At 64.1% G+C, this 22570-nt stretch carries 28 protein-coding genes and 1 pseudogene; 9 read left to right on the top strand and 20 right to left on the bottom strand.

The features are described 5' to 3' along the window. Positions 1-2: 2 nt before the first annotated feature. Positions 3-1214: an acetyl-CoA C-acetyltransferase gene (locus tag A5645_RS02955; RefSeq protein ID WP_065037426.1), complete on the bottom strand. Its 1212-nt coding sequence runs from the start codon at positions 1212-1214 to the stop codon at positions 3-5. 339 nt (positions 1215-1553) lie between these two features. On the opposite strand from A5645_RS02955, the gene A5645_RS02960 reads away from it, so the two are divergent. Continuing rightward, positions 1554-2720, top strand: a complete 1167-nt coding sequence (locus tag A5645_RS02960; RefSeq protein WP_065128426.1) for a pyridoxal phosphate-dependent aminotransferase — start codon at positions 1554-1556, stop codon at positions 2718-2720. Here A5645_RS02960 and A5645_RS02965 read toward each other — a convergent pair. Genes A5645_RS02965 through A5645_RS02985 form a run of 5 tightly spaced genes read right to left on the bottom strand, consistent with a single transcriptional unit; the run spans position 2717 to position 5676 of the window. Continuing rightward, on the bottom strand, positions 2717-3151 hold the full coding sequence (locus A5645_RS02965; RefSeq protein WP_065037424.1) for an SRPBCC family protein: 435 nt from the start codon (positions 3149-3151) through the stop codon (positions 2717-2719). The genes A5645_RS02960 and A5645_RS02965 overlap by 4 nt on opposite strands. 60 nt (positions 3152-3211) lie before the next feature. Next, positions 3212-3583, bottom strand: coding sequence for a hypothetical protein (locus A5645_RS02970; protein ID WP_065128427.1), 372 nt, complete (start codon positions 3581-3583; stop codon positions 3212-3214). Positions 3584-3623: 40 nt separating this feature from the next. Next, a complete protein-coding gene (locus tag A5645_RS02975; RefSeq protein ID WP_065128428.1) occupies positions 3624-4079 on the bottom strand; it encodes an SRPBCC family protein in 456 nt (151 codons plus the stop codon). A gap of 56 nt (positions 4080-4135) precedes the next feature. Next, entirely contained in the window at positions 4136-5215 is a 1080-nt protein-coding gene (locus tag A5645_RS02980) for a CaiB/BaiF CoA transferase family protein (protein ID WP_065037421.1), read from the bottom strand. A 5-nt stretch (positions 5216-5220) separates the two neighbouring features. After that, positions 5221-5676 carry an SRPBCC family protein gene (locus tag A5645_RS02985; RefSeq protein WP_065037447.1) on the bottom strand — a complete coding sequence of 152 codons (456 nt, stop codon included), beginning with the start codon at positions 5674-5676 and terminating at the stop codon, positions 5221-5223. Between the two features lie 82 nt (positions 5677-5758). On the opposite strand from A5645_RS02985, the gene A5645_RS02990 reads away from it, so the two are divergent. Further along, on the top strand, positions 5759-7435 hold the full coding sequence (locus tag A5645_RS02990) for an alpha-keto acid decarboxylase family protein (RefSeq protein WP_065128429.1): 1677 nt from the start codon (positions 5759-5761) through the stop codon (positions 7433-7435). Here the strand turns inward: A5645_RS02990 and A5645_RS02995 are convergent. From A5645_RS02995 to A5645_RS03025, 8 genes and pseudogenes are all read right to left on the bottom strand, one after another. Further along, positions 7432-7608 (bottom strand): (2Fe-2S)-binding protein, encoded by a 177-nt coding sequence (locus tag A5645_RS02995; RefSeq protein ID WP_065037419.1) that lies wholly within the window; start codon positions 7606-7608, stop codon positions 7432-7434. The two genes, A5645_RS02990 and A5645_RS02995, sit on opposite strands and share 4 nt — an antisense overlap. Positions 7609-7620: 12 nt before the next feature. After that, complete coding sequence (locus A5645_RS03000) at positions 7621-8250, bottom strand: fatty-acid--CoA ligase (RefSeq protein ID WP_065037418.1); 630 nt, start codon at positions 8248-8250, stop codon at positions 7621-7623. A 4-nt stretch (positions 8251-8254) separates the two neighbouring features. Next, a pseudogene (locus A5645_RS27505) lies at positions 8255-8378 on the bottom strand (sirohydrochlorin chelatase); the annotation flags it as partial. Positions 8379-8390: 12 nt separating this feature from the next. Beyond that, complete coding sequence (locus tag A5645_RS03005; protein WP_065037417.1) at positions 8391-8939, bottom strand: twin-arginine translocation pathway signal; 549 nt, start codon at positions 8937-8939, stop codon at positions 8391-8393. After that, complete coding sequence (locus tag A5645_RS03010) at positions 8936-9766, bottom strand: Rv1363c family protein (protein ID WP_065128430.1); 831 nt, start codon at positions 9764-9766, stop codon at positions 8936-8938. Before A5645_RS03010 ends, A5645_RS03005 begins: the two co-directional genes overlap by 4 nt. Positions 9767-9968: 202 nt before the next feature. Continuing rightward, on the bottom strand, positions 9969-11426 hold the full coding sequence (locus A5645_RS03015; RefSeq protein ID WP_301336976.1) for a FadD3 family acyl-CoA ligase: 1458 nt from the start codon (positions 11424-11426) through the stop codon (positions 9969-9971). Further along, the gene (locus A5645_RS03020; RefSeq protein WP_065037414.1) at positions 11423-12613 is read right to left on the bottom strand and encodes an amidohydrolase family protein; all 1191 of its coding nucleotides are present in this window, start codon (positions 12611-12613) and stop codon (positions 11423-11425) included. The genes A5645_RS03015 and A5645_RS03020 overlap by 4 nt, the downstream gene beginning before the upstream one ends. 152 nt (positions 12614-12765) lie before the next feature. Next, complete coding sequence (locus tag A5645_RS03025; protein WP_065128462.1) at positions 12766-13185, bottom strand: lipoprotein LpqH; 420 nt, start codon at positions 13183-13185, stop codon at positions 12766-12768. Positions 13186-13291: 106 nt separating this feature from the next. Here A5645_RS03025 and A5645_RS03030 point away from each other — a divergent pair, with 106 nt between their 5' ends. Both A5645_RS03030 and A5645_RS03035 read left to right on the top strand, forming a co-directional pair. Further along, positions 13292-14041 carry an enoyl-CoA hydratase/isomerase family protein gene (locus A5645_RS03030; protein WP_065037445.1) on the top strand — a complete coding sequence of 250 codons (750 nt, stop codon included), beginning with the start codon at positions 13292-13294 and terminating at the stop codon, positions 14039-14041. After that, the gene (locus tag A5645_RS03035) at positions 14041-14469 is read left to right on the top strand and encodes an Rv2576c family protein (RefSeq protein ID WP_065037413.1); all 429 of its coding nucleotides are present in this window, start codon (positions 14041-14043) and stop codon (positions 14467-14469) included. Before A5645_RS03030 ends, A5645_RS03035 begins: the two co-directional genes overlap by 1 nt. Here the strand turns inward: A5645_RS03035 and A5645_RS03040 are convergent. Beyond that, a complete protein-coding gene (locus A5645_RS03040) occupies positions 14385-15086 on the bottom strand; it encodes a TetR/AcrR family transcriptional regulator (RefSeq protein WP_065037412.1) in 702 nt (233 codons plus the stop codon). The two genes, A5645_RS03035 and A5645_RS03040, sit on opposite strands and share 85 nt — an antisense overlap. A 206-nt stretch (positions 15087-15292) precedes the next feature. Here A5645_RS03040 and A5645_RS03045 point away from each other — a divergent pair, with 206 nt between their 5' ends. Then, positions 15293-16594, top strand: coding sequence for a cytochrome P450 (locus A5645_RS03045; protein WP_065037411.1), 1302 nt, complete (start codon positions 15293-15295; stop codon positions 16592-16594). Here A5645_RS03045 and A5645_RS03050 read toward each other — a convergent pair. From A5645_RS03050 to A5645_RS03065, 4 genes are read right to left on the bottom strand one after another with little or no spacing between them, the layout of a single operon-like run. After that, a complete protein-coding gene (locus A5645_RS03050; RefSeq protein WP_065128432.1) occupies positions 16587-16865 on the bottom strand; it encodes a cytochrome C oxidase subunit IV family protein in 279 nt (92 codons plus the stop codon). The genes A5645_RS03045 and A5645_RS03050 overlap by 8 nt on opposite strands. Next, positions 16862-17449 carry a cytochrome c oxidase subunit 3 family protein gene (locus A5645_RS03055; RefSeq protein ID WP_065037409.1) on the bottom strand — a complete coding sequence of 196 codons (588 nt, stop codon included), beginning with the start codon at positions 17447-17449 and terminating at the stop codon, positions 16862-16864. Before A5645_RS03055 ends, A5645_RS03050 begins: the two co-directional genes overlap by 4 nt. Further along, positions 17446-18297 (bottom strand): hypothetical protein, encoded by an 852-nt coding sequence (locus A5645_RS03060; protein WP_065128433.1) that lies wholly within the window; start codon positions 18295-18297, stop codon positions 17446-17448. Before A5645_RS03060 ends, A5645_RS03055 begins: the two co-directional genes overlap by 4 nt. Then, positions 18294-19055, bottom strand: a complete 762-nt coding sequence (locus A5645_RS03065; RefSeq protein ID WP_065128464.1) for a hypothetical protein — start codon at positions 19053-19055, stop codon at positions 18294-18296. Before A5645_RS03065 ends, A5645_RS03060 begins: the two co-directional genes overlap by 4 nt. Positions 19056-19229: 174 nt before the next feature. Here A5645_RS03065 and A5645_RS03070 point away from each other — a divergent pair, with 174 nt between their 5' ends. Then, a complete protein-coding gene (locus tag A5645_RS03070) occupies positions 19230-19766 on the top strand; it encodes a TetR/AcrR family transcriptional regulator (protein WP_065037443.1) in 537 nt (178 codons plus the stop codon). A 1-nt stretch (position 19767) separates the two neighbouring features. Here A5645_RS03070 and A5645_RS03075 read toward each other — a convergent pair whose 3' ends face one another. Then, the gene (locus tag A5645_RS03075; RefSeq protein WP_065128465.1) at positions 19768-20151 is read right to left on the bottom strand and encodes a hypothetical protein; all 384 of its coding nucleotides are present in this window, start codon (positions 20149-20151) and stop codon (positions 19768-19770) included. 221 nt (positions 20152-20372) lie between these two features. Between A5645_RS03075 and A5645_RS03080 the strand changes: the two genes are divergently transcribed. From A5645_RS03080 to A5645_RS03090, 3 genes are all read left to right on the top strand, one after another. Continuing rightward, entirely contained in the window at positions 20373-21233 is an 861-nt protein-coding gene (locus A5645_RS03080; RefSeq protein WP_065128434.1) for an Rv1363c family protein, read from the top strand. Further along, positions 21230-21880: an Rv1363c family protein gene (locus A5645_RS03085; RefSeq protein ID WP_253866837.1), complete on the top strand. Its 651-nt coding sequence runs from the start codon at positions 21230-21232 to the stop codon at positions 21878-21880. Before A5645_RS03080 ends, A5645_RS03085 begins: the two co-directional genes overlap by 4 nt. Before the next feature lie 121 nt (positions 21881-22001). Further along, a complete protein-coding gene (locus tag A5645_RS03090; protein WP_065037441.1) occupies positions 22002-22523 on the top strand; it encodes an Rv2253/PknI dimerization domain-containing protein in 522 nt (173 codons plus the stop codon). Positions 22524-22570 lie beyond the last annotated feature (47 nt).

The raw sequence follows: 22570 nt of genomic DNA on the forward strand, positions 1-22570 counted from the left end.
ATTTAAACCCTCTCGATGATCGTCGCGACACCCATGCCGCCGCCAATACACAGCGTCACCAACGCGCGCCGGGCGTTGCGCCGCTCCAGCTCGTCGACCATGGTGCCCAGAATCATGGCACCGGTCGCACCCAGCGGGTGGCCCATGGCGATCGCGCCGCCGTTGACGTTCAGCTTCTCGTCCGGGATGTTCAGATCCTTCTGGAACTTGAGCACCACCGACGCGAAGGCCTCGTTGAGCTCGAACAGGTCGATGTCGTCAACGGTCAGGCCCGCACGGTCCAGCACCTTCTTGGTGGCCGGAGTCGGGCCCGTCAGCATGATCACCGGGTCGGCACCGCTGGTAGCGGTGGCGACGATGCGAGCCCGCGGGGTGGCGTTGATGGCCGCGCCCGCCTTTTCCGACCCGATCATCACCAGCGCCGCGCCGTCGACGATCCCGGAGGAGTTACCACCGGTGTGGACGTGGTTGATCTTCTCGACGTAGTGGTACTTCTGCAGCGCCACGTCGTCGAAGCCACCCATCGCGGCGAGGGCCTCGAACGCCGGCTTCAGCTTGCCCAGGCCTTCCTTGGTGGTGTCGGGCCGCATGTGCTCGTCGTGGTCGAGGATCAGCAGACCGTTCTGGTCACGGACCGGCACCACGGACTTGGCGAAGTAGCCGCCCGACCACGCCTCGGCCGCCTTCTCCTGGCTGCGCAGCGCGTAGTTGTCCACGTCGTCACGCGAGAAGCCCTCGATGGTGGCGATCAGGTCGGCGCCGATGCCCTGCGGGACGAACATCACGTCGTAGTTGGTCGCCGGGTCAAGACCCATCGCGCCGCCGTCGGATCCCATCGGTACCCGGCTCATGGACTCAACGCCGCCGGCCAGCACCAGGTCGTCCCAACCCGAGCGCACCTTCTGGGCTGCGGTGTTGACGGCCTCGAGGCCCGACGCGCAGAACCGGTTGAGCTGCACGCCGCCGGAGGTGACCGGCATACCCGAAGCCAGCACCGCAGCCCGGGCGATGTCGCCGCCCTGGTCACCGACCGGCGAGACGCAGCCCAGGATGACATCGCTGATCAGGTTCTCGTCGAGATCGGGGTTGCGCCGCCGGAGCTCGTCTATCAAGCCCACGACCAGGCTCAATGGCTTGACTTCGTTCAGGGAGCCGTTGCGTTGCTTACCGCGGGGCGTACGGATGGCCTCATAGATGAAGGCTTCTTCGGACATGTCGATTTCCTGTTCCAGAAGGGAGGGTTTGGATCCGTCTTACAGACTAGGTCCAGTACAGGCACACTAACAGGGCGCTCGGCCAACCTGTTGGTTGGGAGGGATTTCGCAGGTCAGCCCCCGGTTGGGGCGAATTGTCCGCGAGCGGGTTAGGCCAGATGGCTGTTCTATGGGCAAGGTTTCTCTCGCATACCGCCGTCGAGCGTCACACCAGTGTTGCCCTCGGCGTCCAGCGTCACACCAGCGTGACGTTCGGCGTCCAAGCGGCGCTGCACGGTCCAATACTCAGCAAGTAGTAGGAATCAGCGAACCACCGCCTTAGCCCTAAGCTCGTCCACCATGACGGTGCCGAGGCTGCAGCCCTACGCGACCACGGTGTTCGCCGAGATGTCGGCGCTGGCCGCGCGCATCGGCGCGGTGAACCTCGGGCAGGGTTTTCCCGACGAGGACGGCCCGCCGGAAATGCTCCGCGCCGCCCAGGACGCCATCGCCGAAGGCGTCAACCAGTACCCACCCGGTTTGGGCATCGCTCCGCTGCGCCAGGCCATCGCCGCCCAGCGCCGACGACACTTCGGCATCGACTACGACCCCGACACCGAAGTGCTGGTCACCGTCGGGGCTACCGAGGCCATCGCCAGCGCCGTCCTGGGCTTGGTGGAGCCCGGCTCCGAGGTATTGCTGATCGAGCCGTTCTACGACTCTTACTCACCGGTGGTCGCGATGGCCGGCGCGCACCGGGTCGCGGTGCCCCTGGTCCCGGACGGGCGGGGCTTCGCCCTGGACGCTGACGCACTGCGGCGCGCTGTGACACCCCGAACCAGGGCGCTGATCGTGAACTCGCCGCATAATCCCACCGGGGCGGTGCTCAGCACGCCTGAGCTCCAAGCGATCGCCGACATCGCTATCGAAGCGGACCTGCTGGTGATCACCGACGAGGTGTATGAGCACCTGGTGTATGACGGCCACACCCACCAGCCGCTGGCGGGCTTCGCCGGCATGGCCGAGCGCACCCTGACCATCTCGAGCGCGGCGAAGATGTTCAACTGCACCGGCTGGAAAATCGGATGGGCTTGCGGCCCTGCGGAATTGATTACCGGGGTGCGTGCGGCCAAACAGTACCTGAGCTATGTCGGCGGCGCCCCGTTCCAGCCCGCGGTCGCCCTGGCACTGGACACCCAGGAGAAGTGGGTGTCCGACTTGCGCAACTCGTTGCAGGCACGGCGCGATCGGTTGGCATCCGGCCTCGCCGAGATCGGCTTCTCGGTACACGACAGTCGCGGCACCTACTTCCTGTGCGCCGATCCCCGTCCATTGGGCTACGACGACAGCACCGCCTTCTGTGCGGCTCTGCCGGAGCAGGTCGGTGTGGCCGCCATCCCGATGTCAGCCTTGTGTGACCCGGCCGCCCCCCACGCCGATCTCTGGAATCATCTGGTGCGCTTCACATTCTGCAAACGCGACGACACCCTGGACGAGGCGCTGCGGCGGCTCGCCGCATTGCGCTAATCGCCCATCACGCGCTTACGTAAACCCTCCAGCGCGGAATTGAGTATCTTCTTTCGAGCTAGTTTGACCCAGAATTCGGGCAACGGCGCCGAAGGTTCCACGGTGATGGTGAATCGCACCCGGGTCTTGTTCTCGCCCTCGCGGATGAGGTTGTACTCGCCATGCTGTCCGTGTTGCTGGGCCGTCCTTTTCGCGTCCCACACCATCCAATCGGGACCCCAGTGGTATTCCAACAGCTCGGTGTCGACGATCCCGGTCACCCTGATCCAGACCTTCACATGATGCGGGCGGCCATCGGGGTAGGTGTCGATCACCTCGGCGCGTTTGTGCACCGAGGACCACGAAGGTACCGAGTCCATATCGGCAAGCGCGTCGATTATGACCTCGGGAGAAGCGTCGATGACGATTTCGGACGATGCTTGGACGGCCATTGCTACCAAATTATCAATCCAATGCCGTCCCGGACTATGGCGAAACGCCACGCGCCGAAGCTAAAGCAGACTTGCGGGCACCGCCATGAACAGCACGGCAAGCATCAGTGCCAAAAGGAACCAGCCGATGCCCTGCCAGACCCACCACCGTCCTCGCACCAGCCAGACCCGGTAGGCGCGCACGAATGCGGCGAGACCGCCCAGCAACAAGATCAGCGGTGACCCGAACGCTAAGGCGTTGCGCCGCAACGCGCCGCACTGCTCCAGCGCTTGGTCCCCGGAGCCGGATTTGCAGCCACTGGCCCACATGACGGTCAGGAACAGTACGAGCAGTGCGACCACCACCACCGCACCGGCGAACCGGGCGGCGTTAGCGACTGTCCGCTGATCCCGAGGCCCGGGCGGGCCGGCCGTCGTCGGAGAATCGCTCATCGCCAAGTCGGCTACCCGGCGGCGGCCGAACTAATCGTGGCTAATCCGATGGATCGGAGCGGTCGGCGTCCTCGACCAGCTTGCGCAAGCCTTCGGTAGCCGCCGCCAGTACCGCCTTGCTGGTCCGTTTGACGAGAAAAGCGGGAATGGGTCCGGCCGGTTCGACGGTGATGTCGAACCGCACCCGGGATTTGTCGACGCCTTCGGGCTTTACGGTGTATTCGATGTGTTGCCCGTGCTGCTGGAAGGTCTCTTTGGCGTCCCAGACCACCCAGTCCGGTCCCCAGTGATATTCCAGGATCTCGTTGTCGACGATGCCCAGAATCTTGACCGTCGCCTTTACGTGATGCGGACTGCCGTCGGGATAGCAGTCGAGAACCTCGACCTTCTTGTGCAACGGCGACAGCTGTGGCAGGGCATCGACATCTCGCAGCGCTGCCATGATCTTCTCCGGCGGCGCGTCAATGACGATTTCCCGCGACGCTTGTACGGCCATCCAGGCCAAGCTAGCAACGCTGCCGCGGTTGCGGGCGGTGTTGCGTCAATTATTCGTTACCAGCCGATTTCGGTCAGCGGCGTGGTGGTACCCGGCGGCGGCCCTACAGGATCGGCCGGGGTGCGGGAGAACCGGGGCGCGGGCGCGGCCTGATCGACACCGTGTGCGGTGATCACGGTGGATCGCCCCCGCAGGTGCGCGTCGACGGCCGCCTCCGTCCAGGTCAGCACCGGCGTCACGCATGCGTCCGTACCGGCGAACACCTCGGTCCACTCGTCGCGCGTGCGGCTGGCGAACTTGGCCGTGAACAGCTCGCGCATCCGCGGGAACGCCGCCACGTCAAGCTGATTCGGCACTTCTTCGGTCGACAAGCCGAGACCGGCCAGCAACGCCGCGAAGAACTGCGGTTCGATGGCGCCGACGGCCATGTATTTGCCGTCAGAGGTTTCGTAGCAGCGGTAGAACGGAGCGCCGCCGTCAAGCAGAAACGATTCGCGCTCATCGCGCAGTGCCCCGGTCGATTTCATCGTCCACATCATCTGGGCCAGCACGCTGACCCCGTCAACCATCGCGGCGTCGACGACCTGACCCCGCCCCGAACGCTCGCGCTCGTACAACGCGGTGACAATGCCCAGCAACACCAGCATCGACCCGCCGCCGAAGTCGGCGACCAGGTTCAACGGCGGCGTCGGGGGCCGGTCGCGGTAGCCGAGCGAAGACATCGCGCCGGTCTGCGACAGGTAGTTGATGTCGTGTCCGGCAGTCGACGCGAGCGGTCCGTGCTGTCCCCAACCGGTGATACGGGCATAGATCAGGCTGGGGTTGACGGCCGCGCAGTCCTCCGGGCCAATGCCCAGGCGCTCGCAGGTTCCCGGGCGGAAGCAGTCCAGCAGCACGTCGGCCTTGCCCGCCAACCCCAGCAGCACGCCGGGTTGCGACTTGACATCCAGATCTACGATCCGCTTCCCGCGGTGCAACAGATCGCGATCCTCGGCCGGCATCGTCAGTCCGCCGGGCCGGCGCACCCGCACCACGTCGGCGCCCAGGTCGGCCAGCACCATGCCGGCATGCGGTCCCGGTCCGATACCGCCGAGTTCGATGACCTTGACCCCGGCCAGTGGTCCCCCGCGAACCACGTGAACTACTTGCCCTTCTTGACCTTCAGCACCCGGTTGCGCAGTTCCTTGGTCGCCGAATCGATGGTGCCCTTGACGGCCCGCTTGAGCACGAACCCCGGCAGCGGGACGTTCGGGTCGACGGTGATCTCCATCTTCACCAGCGTCGCCTCTCCGTCCTTGCCGCCCTGCGGCGTTAAGGAGTACTTGCCGTCCTGCGACTTCTGCTGGCCGGAACTGACCAGCGTCCAGGTGACCTCGTTGCCGCTCCAGGTGTAGGCCACCACCTGCTCGTCGGTGATGCCCGCAGTCTTGACCTTCATCTTCACTTTGCTGGGACGCCCGTCGGCTCCCGTCTCGAGGATCTCGGCGCTCTGGTGCGGTTCAGACCACTCCGGCATCGCCTCGAAGTCAGCGATGACATCCAGGATCTCCTCGGGACTGGCTTCGATGACGATGTCGCGGGATTCTTTGATTGCCATGGCCCGCACCATATCGAAACAGTGCCTCGGCGGGAATAGTCTTGTTGCCGAAGCGCCCTTAGCGGGGCGTACCGTCGTTTCCGTGGCTGATCCCGTTTACACCGTCGGTGACTACCTGCTGGACCGCCTCGCCGAACTTGGCGTCTCGGAAATCTTCGGCGTGCCTGGCGACTACAACCTGGCGTTCCTCGACCACATCGTGGCCCACCCGAAGCTCCGGTGGGTCGGAAACGCCAATGAACTCAACGCCGGCTATGCCGCCGACGGCTACGGCCGGTTGCGCGGATTGTCGGCTGTGGTAACGACATTCGGGGTGGGTGAGCTCTCCGCCGCCAACGCGATCGCGGGCAGCTACGCCGAACACGTGCCCGTCGTCCACATCGTCGGCGGCCCATCCAAGGACGCTCAGGCTACCCGCCGGGCCTTGCATCACTCGCTCGGCGACGGCGACTTCGAGCACTTCTACCGCATCAGTCGCGAAATCACCTGTGCCCAAGCCAATCTCATGCCTGCCACGGCATGCCGGGAAATCGACCGGGTGCTCGAGGAGGTGCGGGAGCAGAAGCGCCCGGGATATATCCTGATGTCGACCGACGTGGCACGCTTTCCCACCGAACCGCCGGTCGCGCCCCTGCGCAGCTACTCCGGCGGCACCAGTCCCCGGGCCCTGACGCTGTTCACCGAGGCAGCTGCCAAACTGATCGCCGACCACCAGTTGACGGTGCTCGCCGACCTGTTGGTCCATCGCCTGCAAGCCGTCGAGGAGCTCGAATCGTTGCTGTCGGCCGATGTGGTGCCGCACGCCACGCTGGTGTGGGGCAAGAGTCTGCTCGACGAGAGCTCACCCAACTTCCTGGGTATCTACGCCGGAGCGGCCAGCGCCGAACGGGTCCGCACGGCCATCGAGCAGGCACCGGTACTGGTTACCGCCGGGGTGGTGTTCACCGACATGGTCAGCGGGTTCTTCAGCCAACGGATCGACCCCGCCCGCACCATCGACATCGGGCAGTACCAAAGCAGCGTCGGCGACGAGGTGTTCGCCCCGCTCGAGATGGGTGCCGCCCTCAAGGCTTTGGCCGCGATCCTCACCGAGCGCGGAATCAAGTCGCCGGCGGTGGCGCCGCCACCCACGACGCCGCCACCTCCCACTCCCGCTCGGGACGAGCCGCTCACGCAACGGATGTTGTGGGACCGGTTGTGCTCGGCGCTCACCCCCGGAAATGTCGTGCTGGCCGACCAGGGAACATCGTTCTACGGCATGGCCGACCACGTGCTACCTCAGGGAGTCACCTTTATCGGCCAACCCCTCTGGGGCTCAATCGGTTACACACTGCCCGCCGCTTTCGGCGCCGCGGTGGCACATCCGGAACGCAGGACCGTCCTGCTGATCGGCGACGGAGCAGCGCAACTCACTGTGCAGGAACTGGGCAGCTTTTCCCGGGAAGGGCTGTCACCGGTGATCGTGGTGGTCAACAACGACGGCTATACCGTGGAACGGGCCATCCACGGTGAAACGGCCCCTTACAACGACATTGTGGCCTGGCGATGGACCGACGTTCCCAATACGTTGGGGGTTGACAACCATTTGGCGTTCCGCGCACAAACCTATGGCGAACTCGACGACGCGCTGACGGCTGCCGCCGAACACAAGGACCGGATGGTGTTCGTCGAAGTAGTGTTGCCCCGACTGGAAATCCCGTACCTGCTAGGGCAATTGGTGGGATCCATGTCGCCGCCGCAGGACGCGCACCGGAGCTAGCCGCTCGACACCCGTCCGGTCGACGAGATGATCGCCCGCACCGTGCGCCGGCATCGCCCGCAATCGTCGCCGGCCCCGCACGCGGCGGCAACCTGGTTGCAGGTGGTGGCTCCGGCCGCGACGGCATCGGCCACGGCCTGGCTGGTGATGCCGTTACACAGGCACACGAACATCGGCTGGTCCGGCTATTCCGCGTCGATCCGCATCATGTCGAAGTAACGGCCCACGAATAGCGGCGGATAGGCGCCCGTGCCTGCCCCGCCCGTCATCCACTCGGCGGTGGCATCGGGATGGTCGATCCACCGGCGCGCACCCTCCTCGTCCGGAAACTCCTGCAGGATCAGCACCTCCTGCGAGTCGTCAAAAGCTTGGAACACCCAGGTCTTTCGGATCCCGGCCGCGGCGAACCTGTCCATGGCGAACCCAACCTCCGCGGTGAGTGTGGACACGTCCTCCACCGACGCGAAGGCGGCGAGTACCACGCCCGGCGCCTTGGGCGCGGCGGGCTGGGTGGTGACGAATCGCTCGACGATCTCGCCGGCGAATACCGCCGGAATGTCGTCCACCCCAGCCTCATCGAACCAGTCGAAGAAGACCCGCGATTGCAGCAGTTCGACAATCGGCTCGCGACTGTGCACTCCGATCATCACCAGCACGCGACCGTAATCGTGCGTCGACAGGTAGACCAGGACGTGATGGGCGCCGATGTCGGCCAGGGCCGCCTTGTTGCGCTCGAGCAGCGGCCATACCCGGGTCGGGTCCGGGATCCGGTAGTCCGATGCGATCACCATCGAGTGCAGGTCACCGTTCGTCATTGGCGCCGCTCTCCCCCGCAAGCGGGAGGTGCCCCCACCCCATCGCTGCACTCTGCATCGTCGCCGGCGCAGTCATTGGCGCCGCTCCTTCCCATCGCTGCACTCTGCATCGTCGCCGGCGCAGTCATTGGCGCCGCTCCCTAGGCCGGGTTGAACTGCGAAATCAGCCACTTTCCATCAGCTTTCGTCAGCGTGACCAGCACCGTGCTGGATTTCGTCGCCGGCTCGGGCCGGTCCTGGCTCTGGGTGCTCTGATTGGCGAACACCAACACGGTGGCCGAGTCGGGGTGGAACTCGGTGAGCGCTCCACGCAGTACCACCGCACTCGTCTTCACCTGATTCACCGTGGCGGCCGGTGCGACGACCTGCTTACTGAAATTGTCGTAGTAAGTGAGGAACTCACCGGTCAAATGCGATCTGGCGGTAGTGAAGTCGCGGTCGAGCGTGTCGGGTGAATACGAAAGGATGGCAACCGTTCCCTCGCTGGCCGCGGTGATCGCCGCCTTCGCCGCTTCGCTGTTGACGTCGCGATCCGGTTTGTAGGTGGACCTGTACAGTGCGGCCAACACCGACAAAGAGGTGACCACCAGCAGCATCAGTAGGGCGGCGCCGATTTTGCCCGACCATTTTCCCCGCTTCGGGCCCGCCTTTCGCGCGGTTCTCTCCGGCGTAGCTGATTCAGTGGTCACGGAATGAACTCCACTTTCGACATTTTGAGCTGCCCGCCCTCGCGGGTGACGGTAACGATGAGCCGGTACTTGCGTGGATCCTGTTTGGCGCCGTCAGCATTCGTGACTTCCGAGGAGCTGGCAACCAAAACCACCGCAGACTTGTCCGTCACCGAATCCAGCTCGACCGCCGCGGCCTGAACGGTGCCCTGCAGAATTACCTTTGACTCCCGAACGGTGATGGTGAAGTCTTCCGCCGTCTTCAGGAAGTCGTCCTTGAAAGTGCCGGTGGAGACTTGAAGTATTTGCTGCACGTCCTCGTTGGCGTGTTCGTAGTCCAGTGATGTCAGGGTCACCACGCCGTGCCGCGCGGCCGCGGCATATTCCGCGATCCGCTGACGCTCCCGGACCGCGTTCTTGTGCAACACCATCATCTCCACACCGGCGCCAAGCGCGGCAAGAATCACGATGACGGCGAGCGCTGCGGCAACCGAACCTAGTCTCCGTCGGCTCAGCAGTCCGGGCCCCAGCAGGTCGGGCTCGCCGGTGCGCAAAAAGGTGTCATCGTCGGCCAACTCGCTCGCATCGACGACGACTTCCGGCTCGCCCGTGTCGAGTTCTACTGACTCCGAATACGCCTTCGCTTCCACGGTGACCGGATCGTGGATAACCGGCTCTCCGGTCTTCTTCTCAGCGTCCACAGTTGCGGCTCGGTGGCGTAATCGGATGGCGCGGGCCCGGGCGCGCGCCGCGGTGGCGAGAGCTTCGGCTTCGGTGGCCTCATCCTCGGCCTGATCCGCCAGCGACCGGAATTCGGCCGCCGTCTGGGGCGCGTCGTCCCTTTTCAACGGGAATGATTCCGTCTCGGAAGCATCGAACGAGGCTTATCGTCGCCCAAACCAAACTCCTCTACCACCGCTTGCCCGCCGGTGATGAAGATCGCGCTGGCCGCCTCTTCCAGCGCGGTTTGTGATGCGACGGGCGTCGCCGTTGGCTCACCCTACTCGGCGCGGGCAACGGGGCGCGACTGCTCATCCGGAGACTCCCCCGCTAACGGAGCAGGTCTTTGACCACTTTGCCGGTCGCATTCAGCGGCAGGGCCTCGAGAAACTCCACCGAACGCGGCACCTTGAAGCCCGCCATCCGCTGCCGGCACCAGTCGATCAACTCCTGCTCCTCAACGGGACCCTTCCGGACGACGAATGCCTTGCCCACCTGCCCGAGCCGCTCGTCGGGAACACCGATGACGGCGGCCTGCGCCACGGCCGCGTGGCCGATCAACAGACCCTCGATCTCGGCGGGATACGCATTGAATCCGCCGACGATGAACATGTCCTTCTTGCGGCCCACGATGCGCAGCCGGCCGGCGTCATCGATGTTGCCCAGATCCCCGGTGTGCAGCCAGCCGTCGCTGTCGATCGCCTCTGCCGTGGCCACGGGGTCGTCGAGATATCCCTGCATCACGCCGTAACCCCGGACCAACACCTCGCCGTCGTCGGCGATGCACACCTCGACGCCGGCACAGGGCAGTCCCGCCGTCGTGGCGACGTCTTCGAAGGAGTCGCCGGGTCTGGACAGAGTCACGTTGCCGGCCTCGGTGAGCCCGTACCCGGTCATCAGCGTCTTGAACGGCAACTCGCCATGAATCCGCCGAACCAGCTCGACAGGGATGTCGGCGGCGCCGGTGACCCCGGCCCGCAACGTCAACAGCTTCGACTTGTCGGCGACCGTCAGCAGCGAGTGATACAGCGTCGGCGGTCCCGGCAGCATCGTGATGCGTTCGTGCTCAATTAGATTCACCACGGTGTCGATATCGAACACCGCCACCGGAACCATCGTCGCCCCGCGCAAGAAGGAGGTCACCAGCCCCGCCTTCAGCCCGAATGTATGGAAGTACGGATTGATCTGCAGGTAGCGGTCACCCGGACGCAGGTCGGCCAGGGTCGCCCACTCCTCGTACATCCGCAGCGTCTGACGATGGTTCATCATCGCGCCTTTCGGGCGCCCCGTGGTGCCTGAGGTGAAGATGATGTCGGAGATGTCATCACCGTCCACCCGGCGCTCGAATGGTGAACCGCTGGACAGAAAGTCGGATTTGAAGTCGATGACCGGGATCCCCGCGGGCACCGAGTAGTCCTGATCCAAAAACCCCGACTGGACCAGGACGGCCTTCACCCCGCTGCGGCGCAAAATGTCGCCGGCCTCGGCGGTCTTGAACCGGGTATTGACCGGAACCAGAACGCCGCCCGCCGTGAGCAACCCGAAGGCGGCGACGATCCACTCGGCGCAGTTGGGCGCCCAAATGGCGACCCGGTCGCCCCGGTCGATCCCGAGGTCAGCGAAAGATCCTGCAGCGCAACGTATCCGATCGATAAGCTCACCGAAGGTGCAGCGCAGCGGACCGTCCACGACCGCCTCTGCGTCGCCGAACCGGTCCGCCGCTCTCAAGACCATCTCGGGGATGGTCTGCCATGGCGGCTCGCTCCGATTGGGCGGGGGTCGGGTCACACCGTGACGAGTCGACCGAGGTTGCCGCCCATGATCTTGGCCTGGTCCTCGACGGACAGGTGCGAGAGCGCGTTGACGTAGAAGGTCGGCTCCGCCAGCCCTTCCGGATGCGGCCAGTCCGATCCGTACAAGACCTGGTCCACCCCGACGAGGTTGATCAGGTCGTCGATGCCGTCTTCAAAGAAGGGGCTGACGTGGATACGGTTCTTGACCATCTCAACGGGGTCGCTCGGGAAAGCTTCCGGCGCCTTGCGGAATACCTCGGCCAGTCCGTCCAGCAACGGGGTCATCCACTTCGACCCGGCCTCGACGATCGCGACTTTCAGTTTCGGGTGGCGGTACAGCGCGCCGTGGATGACCCACGAACCCACGGCGTCCTGGATCGGCCGCCACTCGTTGAGGATGCCCATCGCATTGGTCTGGAACGGCAGCATTTCCTGTTCGGCGCCGTCCCACTCGGACGTGTACCGCGAGTAACCGCTGTCGCTGGAGTGCATGCCGACCAACAGGTCGTACTCGACGACCCGCTCCCAGAACGGGTCGAACTCCGGCACCGCGAACGACCGGGGGCCACGGAACCCGGGAACCGGAGCCGGGCGGATCAGGATGGCGCGGGCGCCACGCTTGACCGCCCATTCCAGCTCTTCGATCGCCTTCTCGACGATTGGCAGGGTGATGACCGGGGTGGTAAAGATGCGGTTCTCGTAGTTGAACCCCCAGACCTCATCCAGCCACTCGTTGAGCGCATGGATCAGGACGTGGATGGCGACCGGGTCATCACGCAGCCGTTCCTCGAGCAGGCTGGCCAAGGTTGGGAACATCAGGGTGCGGTCCAGACCCAGCTCGTTCATCTTCTCCAGCCGCGGCCCGGGCTCGAAGAACGCCGGAATCGCGCGCATCGGCTCACCGAACAGCTCGCGCTTGCTCTTGCCGTCCGGATTGCCGAACTTGAAGTACTCCTCCCAGGCACCCGGCCGAGCTACGACCTCGAAGGTGGGGTTGGGAATGTAGTTGCTGATCTGGCCGCGGATGGCGATCTTGGTGCGCCCGTTGACCTGCACGTACTGGATGTGGTTCTTGTACTCCTTTGGCAGGTACTTGGTGAGCGCCTCCGGCGGCTCGTAGAGGTGGTTATCCGCGTCAAAGATCGGGAACGGAACGTCCTCCCGATGCGACAACTGCCCCATGAAATCCTCCTTCGCAATTTGTGAGAATACTATTCTCTTACGCTGACATTAGCAATGAGTGCTGGGGCCCGACGGCGCGGCCCGGTCAGCGCAACGAGCAGCGCGCCGCAGCCGGTCCGTGTGTCGCGGTCAGACCAAAGCCAGCCGGAAGGTCAGCATTTTGCGCTTATCTTGAACTCCGCAGTCGCCGGTTCGGTCGGATTCGCGGTACTGGAGCCTGCCGCCACGCCAGTGATGAGGTAGGTGCTGCCGTCGAAGCGGGTTTCTGCCGCGTCGCCGCCGCCTTGCGAATACATGCCGGTGAAGCCGCCCACATTGTTTATGCGGGCGGACTCGGCGACTGCTTTGGCCGCGCGCCCGTCCACGACGACGGTGGCCCCGGAAAGTTTGTGGCCAATGTGGATCGTTCGGTACCACTGCACCTGGGTGCACGTCACGACATCGAAAGTCGCCTTGACCCCGTTGACCGTGACAGATGCCGTGCTGGCGAGCGGGGTCTGCGGTGGTGATGTGCAAGCGGCCAGTGCGGCGCCACCGAACACCGCAACAGCGGCCACGGTATGGCGACGCATCGAACCCCCCATCCTTGTTTGGAAGCGATTCGGCCTGCGGCGATGATGTTATTCTCCCATTTAGAGAATGCCAATATCAACTGTCTTCGTCCAAGGAGCAATGAGCATGGTGGGCCTGGAGGTCGACGAGTCCGGCGTCGCAATCCTGACCATCGATCGCCCCCACGCGCGCAACGCAATTGCGCTGGACACCATGCAGCAGCTGGAAGAAGCGCTCGATGCGGCCGCGGGTGCCCGGACGCTGGTCATCACGGGCGCCGGTGACCGGGCTTTCGTATCGGGCGGCGACCTGAAAGAGCTCAGCGCACTTCGGACCGAGGAGGACGCCTCGGCGATGGCCAAACGGATGCGGTCAATTTGCGATCAGCTTGCCGACTTCCCGGCTCCGGTGATCGCCGCGCTGAACGGCCACGCCTTCGGGGGCGGCGCCGAAGTCGCCGTCGCCGCCGACATTCGGGTGGCCGCCGACGACATCAAGATTGCTTTCAATCAGGTGGCGCTGGAAATCATGCCGGCCTGGGGCGGAGCCGAACGACTGGCCGCGCTCGTGGGAAAGGGCCGGGCGCTGCTCCTGGCGGGTAGTGGGACTGCCCTGAACGCCGGCGAGGCCGAGCGGATCGGTCTGGTGGATCGAGTGCTGCCCCGTTCATCATTCGACGAGGGCTGGCGATCGATCGCGAGGTCGCTGGCCCGTCAACCGGCAACTGAAATAAAGCGCGTAATCAGGGGAGTCTCGCCCGATGAGGCGATAGCATCCTTTGCGCGGCTCTGGGTTGCCGACGCACACTGGCGGGCCGCAGAGCAGGTAACGAACCGCACGGCCAGTCCGCGCCCTGAGGCTCAAGGAGCGACGTGATGCACAGGTTGGTGGGCGCAGGCTCGGCCATCTTGGTCGCGGCCTTGGTAGGTGGGGCGGGCTCGTCGGTAGGCACCGGACGGGCACACGCCGATGACCCGATCATGCATCACGTCAAATACACCATCACCGCGAAGAATCCGATCTACGCCAACATCTATTACATCGATCAAGAACCGACGATTTTCGCCGATTACAGCCACGATCCCTACCGCTTCACACCCAACGTCCAGGCCGACATCGCCCCGGGCAAACCGTGGAGCTACGAACTGAATCTAGCGAGACCCGAGTACTGGGCGATGGTCGTCGTCAACACCGGCACCGAACCCGGCACGCCGGAGTTTCACTGCGACCTGTCGGTGGATGGGGCTGTCGTCGTGTCCAAGGATGGACCCAGGGGCGTGCTCTGCTCCATCCGGAACTGGTGAACCACCCAGGTCGGCGGGATGTCCGCAATCGGCTGCGGTTCTCCCTCCAGCCGGCGCAACTGGCTCTCGACGAACTCCAGCGTCTCCGGGTGACCGCCGGATACACCCAAAGCCTGCTCAAGCACCAGGAACCGGGACAAACTGGTCATCAGCACGGTGAACACCACCGGCGGGATGAAGTCGGTGTCCACCTGATAACGACGCAGGGCCGTCGCCACCACCTGGCGTTGTTCCTCGCGGAAACGCTCGGCATAGTGGGCAATTTCGGCGCGCATCTCCTTGCGGTGATTGGCCAGCGCCATGAATTCCATCGAGATGCGGGCGAAGGCGGGATCGGTGCCAAATCTCCACAGCGCCCACAACGGCTGCGGCGACTGCAGCAGCTGGGCCTGCGCAAGCAACCCCTCCTCGGCCCGCCGCCGAAAGACCGCGAGGAAAAGCTCCTCCATTTTTCGGAAGTAGTAATGCACCAGCTGAGGCTTGAGTCCGGCCTTCTGGGCCAGCCGGCGCGACGTCACCGCGGCGTAGCCCTCTTCGATCATCAGCTGTTCGGCCGCGTCGAGCAGCAAGCCGCGATTCTTCGCGTCCGGCGCCCCGATCCTGCGGGCCGATGTCATTCCATACCCCGTGCTCTCTGCGTTCCCCTAGCGGTCAGGCCGATCGTAGCCACTGGCCTCGGTCCGGCCGCGTGATCTTGACCACGACAATACCGCCATGCTAAGCAGGTGCTCAGCAGACTTTCTATTTTCAGGCGACGCCAGCTCTCGTCGCCGATTGACCATTTGGCGAACGATTCTGGGGCCGGCTTCGGGAGGAATGCACGATGAGCAGCACCTACGACACCATTGACTTCTTCACCGACGCGTCGCTGGTACCCGACCCCTATGAGTACTTCGACTATTTGCGCGACAAGGGTCCGGTCCTGCGGCTGCCCCACTACGGCGTCGTTGCAGTCACCGGTTACGAGGAGGCGACGGCGGTCTACAAGGACACCGACTCCTTCTCGAACTGCGTGGCGCTCGGCGGCCCCTTCCCGCCGCTGCCGTTTCAGCCCGATGGCGATGACATCAACCACCAGATCGACGAGCACCGACACTGTTTCCCGATGTTCGAGCACATGGTCACGATGGATCCGCCCGACCACAGCCGGGCGCGATCGATCCTGAGCAGGCTGCTGACGCCGAGCCGGCTCAAGCAGAACGAGGAGTTCATGTGGCGCCTCGCCGACCGCCAGCTCGACGAGTTCCTGGTCAATGGCAAGTGCGAGTTCATCAGCGAGTATTCAAAGCCGTTCGCCACGTTGGTGATTGCCGACCTGCTCGGCGTCCCGGAGGAGGACCACAAGGAGTTCCGGGTCGTATTAGGTGCCGACCGCCCAGGGCGCGTCGGGGCGCTGGACCACGAGTCGGTGGGCGTGAATCCACTGGAATGGCTTGACGATAAGTTCAGCTCCTACATCGAGGATCGCCGCGCCCACCCGCGCGAGGATGTCCTGACCGCACTAGCGACGGCCAAGTACCCGGACGGGTCGACGCCGGAGGTCATCGACGTGGTCCGATCGGCGACGTTCCTATTCGCCGCCGGCCAGGAGACAACGGCCAAGCTGCTCAGTGCCGCGCTGCAGGTGATCGGCGACCGCCCCGACATCCAGCAACAGCTCCGCGACGACCGAAGCCTCATTCCCGGGTTCATCGAGGAATCGCTGCGCATGGAGAGTCCCGTCAAGAGCGATTCGCGCCTGGCCCGCCGCAGCACTCAAGTTGGCGGAGTGGACATTCCGGCCGGAACCGTGGTGATGGTGCTTCCGGGCGCAGCCAACCGCGACCCCCGCCGCTTCGAGAACCCGCATGAATTCCGGCTCGACCGCAAAAACGTGCGCGAACACATGGCTTTTGCGCGGGGCGTGCACTCCTGCCCGGGTGGGCCGCTCGCCCGCGTGGAAGGCCGCGTCTCCATCGAGCGCATCCTGGACCGAATGGCCGACATCGCAGCCGACGAGACCGAACACGGTCCGGCCGGCGCACGCCGCTGGTTGTATGAGCCCACCTATATTCTGCGCGGGCTCAACAACTTGCACCTAACGTTCACGCCCCAGGACCCCCCGCCCGGACGCCCTCTCAGTTGATCGCCAGGCCGATAAAGTAGCTGCCAAACAAGCCGGCCGCGATCAACAGCACCCAGGCGTCGGTGAGCCGGCACAGCAGCGCGGGCGCTTGCCGGACTTCCATGAATTCGCGAAAGATGATGCGCACCTTGATGAGTGCGATGACGATCACGCTTGATGTCACTATCGCACTGGCGCTGGTCGCCGACCGGTCGATCACCAGGTAACCGACCGTGAGGGTGGCCAGCACCACCCAGGCAACCAGTAGCCTTTTGTTGAACTTCACTGTCACCTCACCGCGTACAGCAACGCAAAGATGAGCACCCAGAGGAAATCGACTGTGTGCCAATATGTTGCGCAGGTTTCTACGAGCACCTGGGATTCCTGAGACCCACGCCGTGCCCCTTGGAGTCGATACACGATGATGCCGAGGACAACGAAACCGATCAGCAGGTGAATGAAATGTATGCCGGTGAGGAAGAAGTAATACGCGAAGAAGTCGTCGCTGTCCGGCCCATGTCCCGCACCGACCAACCGAACCCACTCAAACACTTTGCAGCACAGAAATACTGCGGCGAATGCGGCGGTGATGAGTACATCCCTGCGGGCTTGCCGATAGGCGCCGGCGCGGGACGACTGAACGCACCGCGCCACCGACCAGGAACTCAACAGCAAGACGAGGGTGTTGACGACGCCGATACGCAGGTCCAACTGCGCCTGCGAGTGCAGGAACAGCTCGGGGCTTCGGGTGCGGTAGAACAGGTAGAAGCCGAAATAGCCGGTGAAGATCAACGTTTCGAACAAGACGAAGGCCCACATGTCCGGCTGACCCGGCACGAAAGGTGCATCCTTATTCTTGTTGGCGAGGTCGGTCATGACGCGGTCATTCCTTTTGACGCCCGTTTGGCAGGGCCGTCGGGCAGTATCCCGGTACCGAAGTCTTCCCGCCGGATCATCTTGAAGAGCATGACAACGAATGTGACCTGGTAGATGCCGAACACGACCATGTCCAGCCACCAGGCGATCTGACCGTTCCAGGCCAGTACGCCACGGCGGAAGATCCAGCAGGGCGCCACGACGACCTCGGTCAGCGCATTGCACAAGTTCAGATAGCCGAACCACTTTGGGAAGACTCTATTCTTGTCGATCAGGATCGCGACCATCCACAGCAACGACCCGATCAGGAACACGCCCATGGTTCCGTCGAAAGACAGGAAGGCGAAGTCGTAGAGCCAACCCATCACCCGAGGATCTCGCTCGGGCCGCAGCGTCCCGACCACCAACGCGATGCACAGCAACAGGAGGCCGGGCACCGCGCTGAACGAGTAGATGAGTAGATACGAATATCCAAAGATGGGGCTGACCGACATGCGCCGCATCGAATACGCAATGAGGGCATTGTTCACCGCGGTCATACCGGTGATTGCGAACACGACGCCCAAGCCGATCGGTATCCCGAGTTGACGTTCGGCGAACCAGTGCGTCTGCGTCGCGAGGTCCCAGGTCGGTTGCGGCGGCGGCTGGGCTCGCGCCAATATGAAGACCATCGGAAAGAACAGGTTGTAGAAGACGACGAGCGTCCACCAGGCCAGCCACAACTCACGTTTGGGGTTGTGCCGCAGGTGCCAGGCGACCCGGCGATGCAATCCACCGGCGGGAGGCCCTGAGACAGGCCCTGAATCGAGTGGGGCCCCGGAATCCGGCGGGGTCGTCAGCGTGCTCATGCGCCGCCCAGTTGTGCTGTGGAACTGTGGATCTCGGCGCGTTCTCGATAAACCGCCCGGCCCAGTACGGCGCCCATTACGACGACCCAGAGACCGATGGCGATGTTTTTCAACCAGAACGACAACACGCCGTCCCACGCCAGCGGGCCGGTCAACGAGACGCCGACGAAAGCCGCCGGCACAAGCGCTGCGGCAACCAGCAGGTTGAAATGGGCCACCCAGCGGCTGAATATCGGTCGCGGCTGATCGTCGAAATAGATTGCCGCAGCCAGAATCACGCTCTGCCCGATTAGAAAGGGAACCACGACGGTGAAGGTGACCCAGGCGAAATCGTTGAGCAGCTGCGTCAGCTCAGCGCTGCGTTCCGGGCGGAACGCGGCCAGCAGCCAGCAGACATCGGCGATCAGAAACAGGGTGGGTCCCCCCGCCGCGCAACCCAGCATCGCGTAGGAGAAGATCGGCGTGCGATGCGCCATCCTGCGGATCTGCACCGCGATGAGGGCCAGGATCGGAATCAGGCACACGCCGAACCAGTTGAAAAGCACCATGCTGTAGCGGATTTGGGGGGTGTGCGCCGGATCGCGATAGAACGCCGCAACCTGCTCCGCGGTCATGGTGGGCGACATGGGCGGGCTGAATCCCGGGAACAAGAAAAATGCGGCGATCCAAATGACCACGGTCACTGGCAGTGTCCACAGCAGGATCAGCTCGCCGTCGATTCGTCTCGGTGAATCGCGCGCGACAGCGGCCTCGGACATCAGCAACTCCCTCCGGTGGCGTGCTCGCTCAGCCCGTGAGCCGAAAGTAGCCGATCGGCTAGGGACGGTCAATAGCCGATCGGCTAGGCTCTCGGTGTGTCGTCAAAGCAGGCTGGCAGTCAGACCCGCAGCCGGTTCCGTTTCATCACGCGTAGCGCCGCGCAGACGCGTGTCCTGGACGCGGCGCTGAAATTGATCGCGGAGCACGGTGTCGGCGGAACCTCGCTGCAGATGATCGCCGATGCGATCGGAGTCACGAAGGCGGCCGTCTACCACCAGTTCAAGACAAAAGAACAGATCGTCGTTGCCCTCACGGAACGTGAACTCGGCGGTCTCGAGGAAGCGTTGGAGGCCGCCGAGGCTCACGACGAATTTCCGCGGGCGCGAGAGGTGCTGCTGGGTCGGGTCATTGACCTGGCTATTGAGCGTCGCGGTGCGGCGAGCACCCTTCAATTCGATCCGGTCATCGTGCGGCTGCTCGCCGAGCAGGAAGAGTTTCAGCAGTTCATCGCCCGGCTCTACGGCGTGCTGGTCGACGACACGTCCGAGGACGCGCGGGTGTCAGCAGCGGTGCTTTCGGGCGCCATCGCGGTCGGTGTCATGCACCCGTTGGTCGCAGATGTCGACGACGACACGCTGCGTGTGCAACTGCGTCGCGTCATCCATCGGCTGATCGGTGCGACGGAGGCGAGCGATGGGGTGCGGCCGTGACTTACGTGTCGGCGCGCACCCAGGTCGTCACAGTGTCGTGGGCTATGCAGATCAGGAACAGACCGTCGGGCGCCTGCGCGACGTAGTTCAGCCATTGGTGGCACTCGGCGCCCTCTTCCTTGACGCCGGCCATCGGAGGTGACCGGAACCATCGCGGTTCGTACCTTCTCGGCGAGCCGCAGAACATCAGCCGACCAGATTCCGGAGAGGTGGGCATACTGTCGGTCCCAAATGCGTAATAGGTGGTGTTCTCACAGGGCGTGCCCAGAACCTGATGCCCCATGATGCCGGGGGTGCACTCGGGATAGTCGCAGACCGTCGGCCCAGCGAAGGACGGTGGCGCGGCCACCAAGCCGACACCAAGCAACGCAGCAAACAACGCCACGATGGATCGCACGCCATAACTTTGCCACACCCGAAAGCTTCTGAAAAGCGAATTCTCCTGGTCGAAGTACATCGCGACCCAGCCCAGCCGCTGACGCCGGGCCGGCCCGAGACGCCACTCCGCCGGCTGTCCAATGCCGGCGTATTTCCGCATTGTGGACCGCGAAGGCAGCTGCCCGATAAGGACGTTCAGGCTATGCCAGAGTGATAGGCTCGTTCTCCGTGCACGATCCGGACGGGCCTGACGCCAACCATGGTGGAGCCCCCGACGGCGCGATCCGCCCCGACGAGCCACGCGCTGGTTCAGTGATCGACGCTGATGCTGAGACCCTCTCGGAGGCGGACCTAGCAGACGAAGTGGCGAAGGCGGAAGCACAGGCCGAGGAAGCTCGTGCACGCCTCGCCCGGCTGCGCCAGGTCGCGGAAATCGAGGCTTCCCATGACGCCGACGAGGCCTCCCAAGACGCCGAGGCGGACGACGCAGACGACGACGCGACCCCCCAAGGCGCCGACGCATCCCGAGAAGTTAAGCGGCGCCGCCCGCAATGGGCACGGTCGTTGGGGCTGCGGCGCTCCCGGCGATCAGAGCGGCGTCGCCGCCCGTGGCGGAAGGCGGTAGCAATCGGCGTGGGCGTCGCGCTTGCCGCGACCTCGCTCGGCGCCATCGGTTACATGGTGCAGCAGCACCACACCATCGCGCACAAACGGCAGCTCTCCCAGGACTATGCCGCGGCGGCCGCGCAGGCAGTCACCACGCTCATGTCGATTGACGCTAACCACGCCAAGGACGACGTCCAGCGAATCATCGATGCCTCCGCCAGCCCGCTCAAAGAGCAGATCTCTGCGATGTCACGCCTTATGGTCGAGCAGGCCCAGGAGTCGAAAACCATCACCAAAGTGAACGTTGAGGCGGTTGCCGTCCAATCGGCGACCGACAGTTCCGCGGTCGCGCTCATCGTGGCGAAATCCGAAGTGACCGAAGCCGATAACAAGAAACGGCCACCGCAACTGTGGCGGCTCAGCATGGACATCGTGCGTGAAGGCGGTCAGTTCAAGATGTCGAAAGTCGAGTTCCTGCAATGAATGTTGAGCAGGACTCGTCGGTCGACACCGCTGGGGAGCACGACGACGGCACGGACGACAGCCTGGAAGCCCCGGCTCGTGACGAGACGGACGCACCCCTCGCGCCACGACGACGGGCACGCGCCACCCGACCAAAGGCCGTCGGCCGATGGACTCGCCGGTGCTTGGCCAGGTGGCGTTCAATACTGGCGACGGCGTTGGTGGTTGTCACCATCGGCGCTGCCGTCGGCTTGTTCTTCGTTCAGTACCGTCCGGATCAGCAGATGAGCGACGCCGCTGCGCGCCAAGCGATCCAGGTGGCTTCGGACGGCGCCGTGGCGCTGCTCTCCTACTCCTTCGACACTCTTGACCGCGATTTCGCCGCGGCGAAGTCACGGCTGACCGGCAATTTCTTGGCTTACTACAGTAAGTTCAGCGAACAGATCGCTGCGGGGGCCATGCAGGGACAACTGACAACCACCGCCAAGGTGATTAGGGCCGCAATTTCGGATTTGCATCCCGATTCGGCGGTCGTGCTGGTGTTCGTCAATCAGACCACCACAAGCAAGCGAAAACCGGAACCCATTGAGGCCCATAGCAGCATCCTGGTCAGGCTGACGAAGATCAACGGTTCTTGGCTGATCGCAAACTTCGACCCCGTCGGGTGAGTGCGCCAATCTTTAGCTCCAATCGGCATTTTTTCGGGACTGCAACGGTGTTAATCTCGTTTCAGAAGCCGAAAATGGGCCGAACTATGTCGGTCGATAATTGCGCGTCGAGGAGCACCTGATGCGTCCAGCTCGAATACTTGCCGCCGCAACCCTGATGGCTGCCACCGTATTCGGCGGTTTGGGCACAGCGGCCACCGCCGGGGCAACCACCAAGGAAGAAGTGGCCATCAACGGCACATTTCGCGTTACCTCAATCGGCGATTGGGCCCAGACCAATGATCAATACCATGGCGAGCCGACGGTCTACCAGACCTGGACCATCAGCTCGTCATGCGTCACCTTCCAGGAATGCCACGGCACGGTGACCAGCGACCAGGGCTGGAGCGCGCCGTTATACATGAACGACGGGACGATGTGGAAGGTCAGACGCAATGTGCCGAATTGGGAGCACTGCGAGGACGGCACCGCGTTCACCGGCGAGCAGACCTACTACTTTTATCCGGTAGACACCAATGGCGAATACAAGCTCGGGTCGCCGGTCATGGCCGGGAAGGACAAGACGTACGGCCCGAGCGGCGCCTGCGGGCAGAACCAGTGGCTCGACATCGCGATGCCACTGCGGTTGGACCGGCTAGCCTGATCGCGCACTCTTAGTCAGTCACGGCGGCGACCCACGCGCCGCCCTCA

Source organism: Mycobacterium asiaticum (genome assembly GCF_001673635.1).
Lineage (GTDB): Bacteria > Actinomycetota > Actinomycetes > Mycobacteriales > Mycobacteriaceae > Mycobacterium > Mycobacterium asiaticum_C.

Coding starts and splice junctions, on each gene's coding strand:
- A5645_RS02955 (WP_065037426.1), bottom strand. CDS start 1,214: ATGTCCGAAGAAGCCTTCATCTATGAGGCCATCCGTACGCCCCGCGGT.
- A5645_RS02960 (WP_065128426.1), top strand. CDS start 1,554: ATGACGGTGCCGAGGCTGCAGCCCTACGCGACCACGGTGTTCGCCGAG.
- A5645_RS02965 (WP_065037424.1), bottom strand. CDS start 3,151: ATGGCCGTCCAAGCATCGTCCGAAATCGTCATCGACGCTTCTCCCGAG.
- A5645_RS02970 (WP_065128427.1), bottom strand. CDS start 3,583: ATGAGCGATTCTCCGACGACGGCCGGCCCGCCCGGGCCTCGGGATCAG.
- A5645_RS02975 (WP_065128428.1), bottom strand. CDS start 4,079: ATGGCCGTACAAGCGTCGCGGGAAATCGTCATTGACGCGCCGCCGGAG.
- A5645_RS02985 (WP_065037447.1), bottom strand. CDS start 5,676: ATGGCAATCAAAGAATCCCGCGACATCGTCATCGAAGCCAGTCCCGAG.
- A5645_RS02995 (WP_065037419.1), bottom strand. CDS start 7,608: ATGTTCGTGTGCCTGTGTAACGGCATCACCAGCCAGGCCGTGGCCGAT.
- A5645_RS03000 (WP_065037418.1), bottom strand. CDS start 8,250: ATGACGAACGGTGACCTGCACTCGATGGTGATCGCATCGGACTACCGG.
- A5645_RS03020 (WP_065037414.1), bottom strand. CDS start 12,613: ATGGGGCAGTTGTCGCATCGGGAGGACGTTCCGTTCCCGATCTTTGAC.
- A5645_RS03025 (WP_065128462.1), bottom strand. CDS start 13,185: ATGCGTCGCCATACCGTGGCCGCTGTTGCGGTGTTCGGTGGCGCCGCA.
- A5645_RS03030 (WP_065037445.1), top strand. CDS start 13,292: ATGGTGGGCCTGGAGGTCGACGAGTCCGGCGTCGCAATCCTGACCATC.
- A5645_RS03035 (WP_065037413.1), top strand. CDS start 14,041: ATGCACAGGTTGGTGGGCGCAGGCTCGGCCATCTTGGTCGCGGCCTTG.
- A5645_RS03040 (WP_065037412.1), bottom strand. CDS start 15,086: ATGACATCGGCCCGCAGGATCGGGGCGCCGGACGCGAAGAATCGCGGC.
- A5645_RS03045 (WP_065037411.1), top strand. CDS start 15,293: ATGAGCAGCACCTACGACACCATTGACTTCTTCACCGACGCGTCGCTG.
- A5645_RS03055 (WP_065037409.1), bottom strand. CDS start 17,449: ATGACCGACCTCGCCAACAAGAATAAGGATGCACCTTTCGTGCCGGGT.
- A5645_RS03060 (WP_065128433.1), bottom strand. CDS start 18,297: ATGAGCACGCTGACGACCCCGCCGGATTCCGGGGCCCCACTCGATTCA.
- A5645_RS03065 (WP_065128464.1), bottom strand. CDS start 19,055: ATGTCCGAGGCCGCTGTCGCGCGCGATTCACCGAGACGAATCGACGGC.
- A5645_RS03085 (WP_253866837.1), top strand. CDS start 21,230: ATGAATGTTGAGCAGGACTCGTCGGTCGACACCGCTGGGGAGCACGAC.
- A5645_RS03090 (WP_065037441.1), top strand. CDS start 22,002: ATGCGTCCAGCTCGAATACTTGCCGCCGCAACCCTGATGGCTGCCACC.